General features: G+C 59.1%; 1 protein-coding gene. It reads right to left on the bottom strand.

Going from position 1 to position 276, the window contains the following annotated elements:
* The coding region (locus tag SB753_RS37015; protein WP_410805108.1) for a hypothetical protein at window positions 1-276 on the bottom strand (276 nt) is incomplete at both ends.

The following is a 276-nucleotide window of genomic DNA, read 5'->3' as shown; positions in this document are numbered from 1 at the left end:
GGGCGGCTCGTTGCGCTCGCGCGAGATGAAGCGCTCGATCAGCATGTTCATATGCACGGGGTCGATCTCGGTCACATGCAGGCAATAGCAGACGATAGAATTCGCCGCCGACCCGCGGCCTTGGCAGAGAATGTTTCTGGAGCGCGCGAAGCTCACGATGTCGTGCACCGTCAGAAAGTACTTTTCGTATTTCAGATCGGCGATCAGGCTCAGTTCCTTTTCGATCTGATCGATGCGCTTCAGGTCCAGGCCGTTCGGCCAGCGCTCCGCCGCACC

Source organism: Paraburkholderia sp. SIMBA_053 (genome assembly GCF_046534895.1).
Classification (GTDB): Bacteria; Pseudomonadota; Gammaproteobacteria; order Burkholderiales; family Burkholderiaceae; genus Paraburkholderia; species Paraburkholderia caledonica.
Note: the sequence above shows the minus strand (reverse complement) of the source record. Positions and strands in the feature narration are given on the sequence as shown.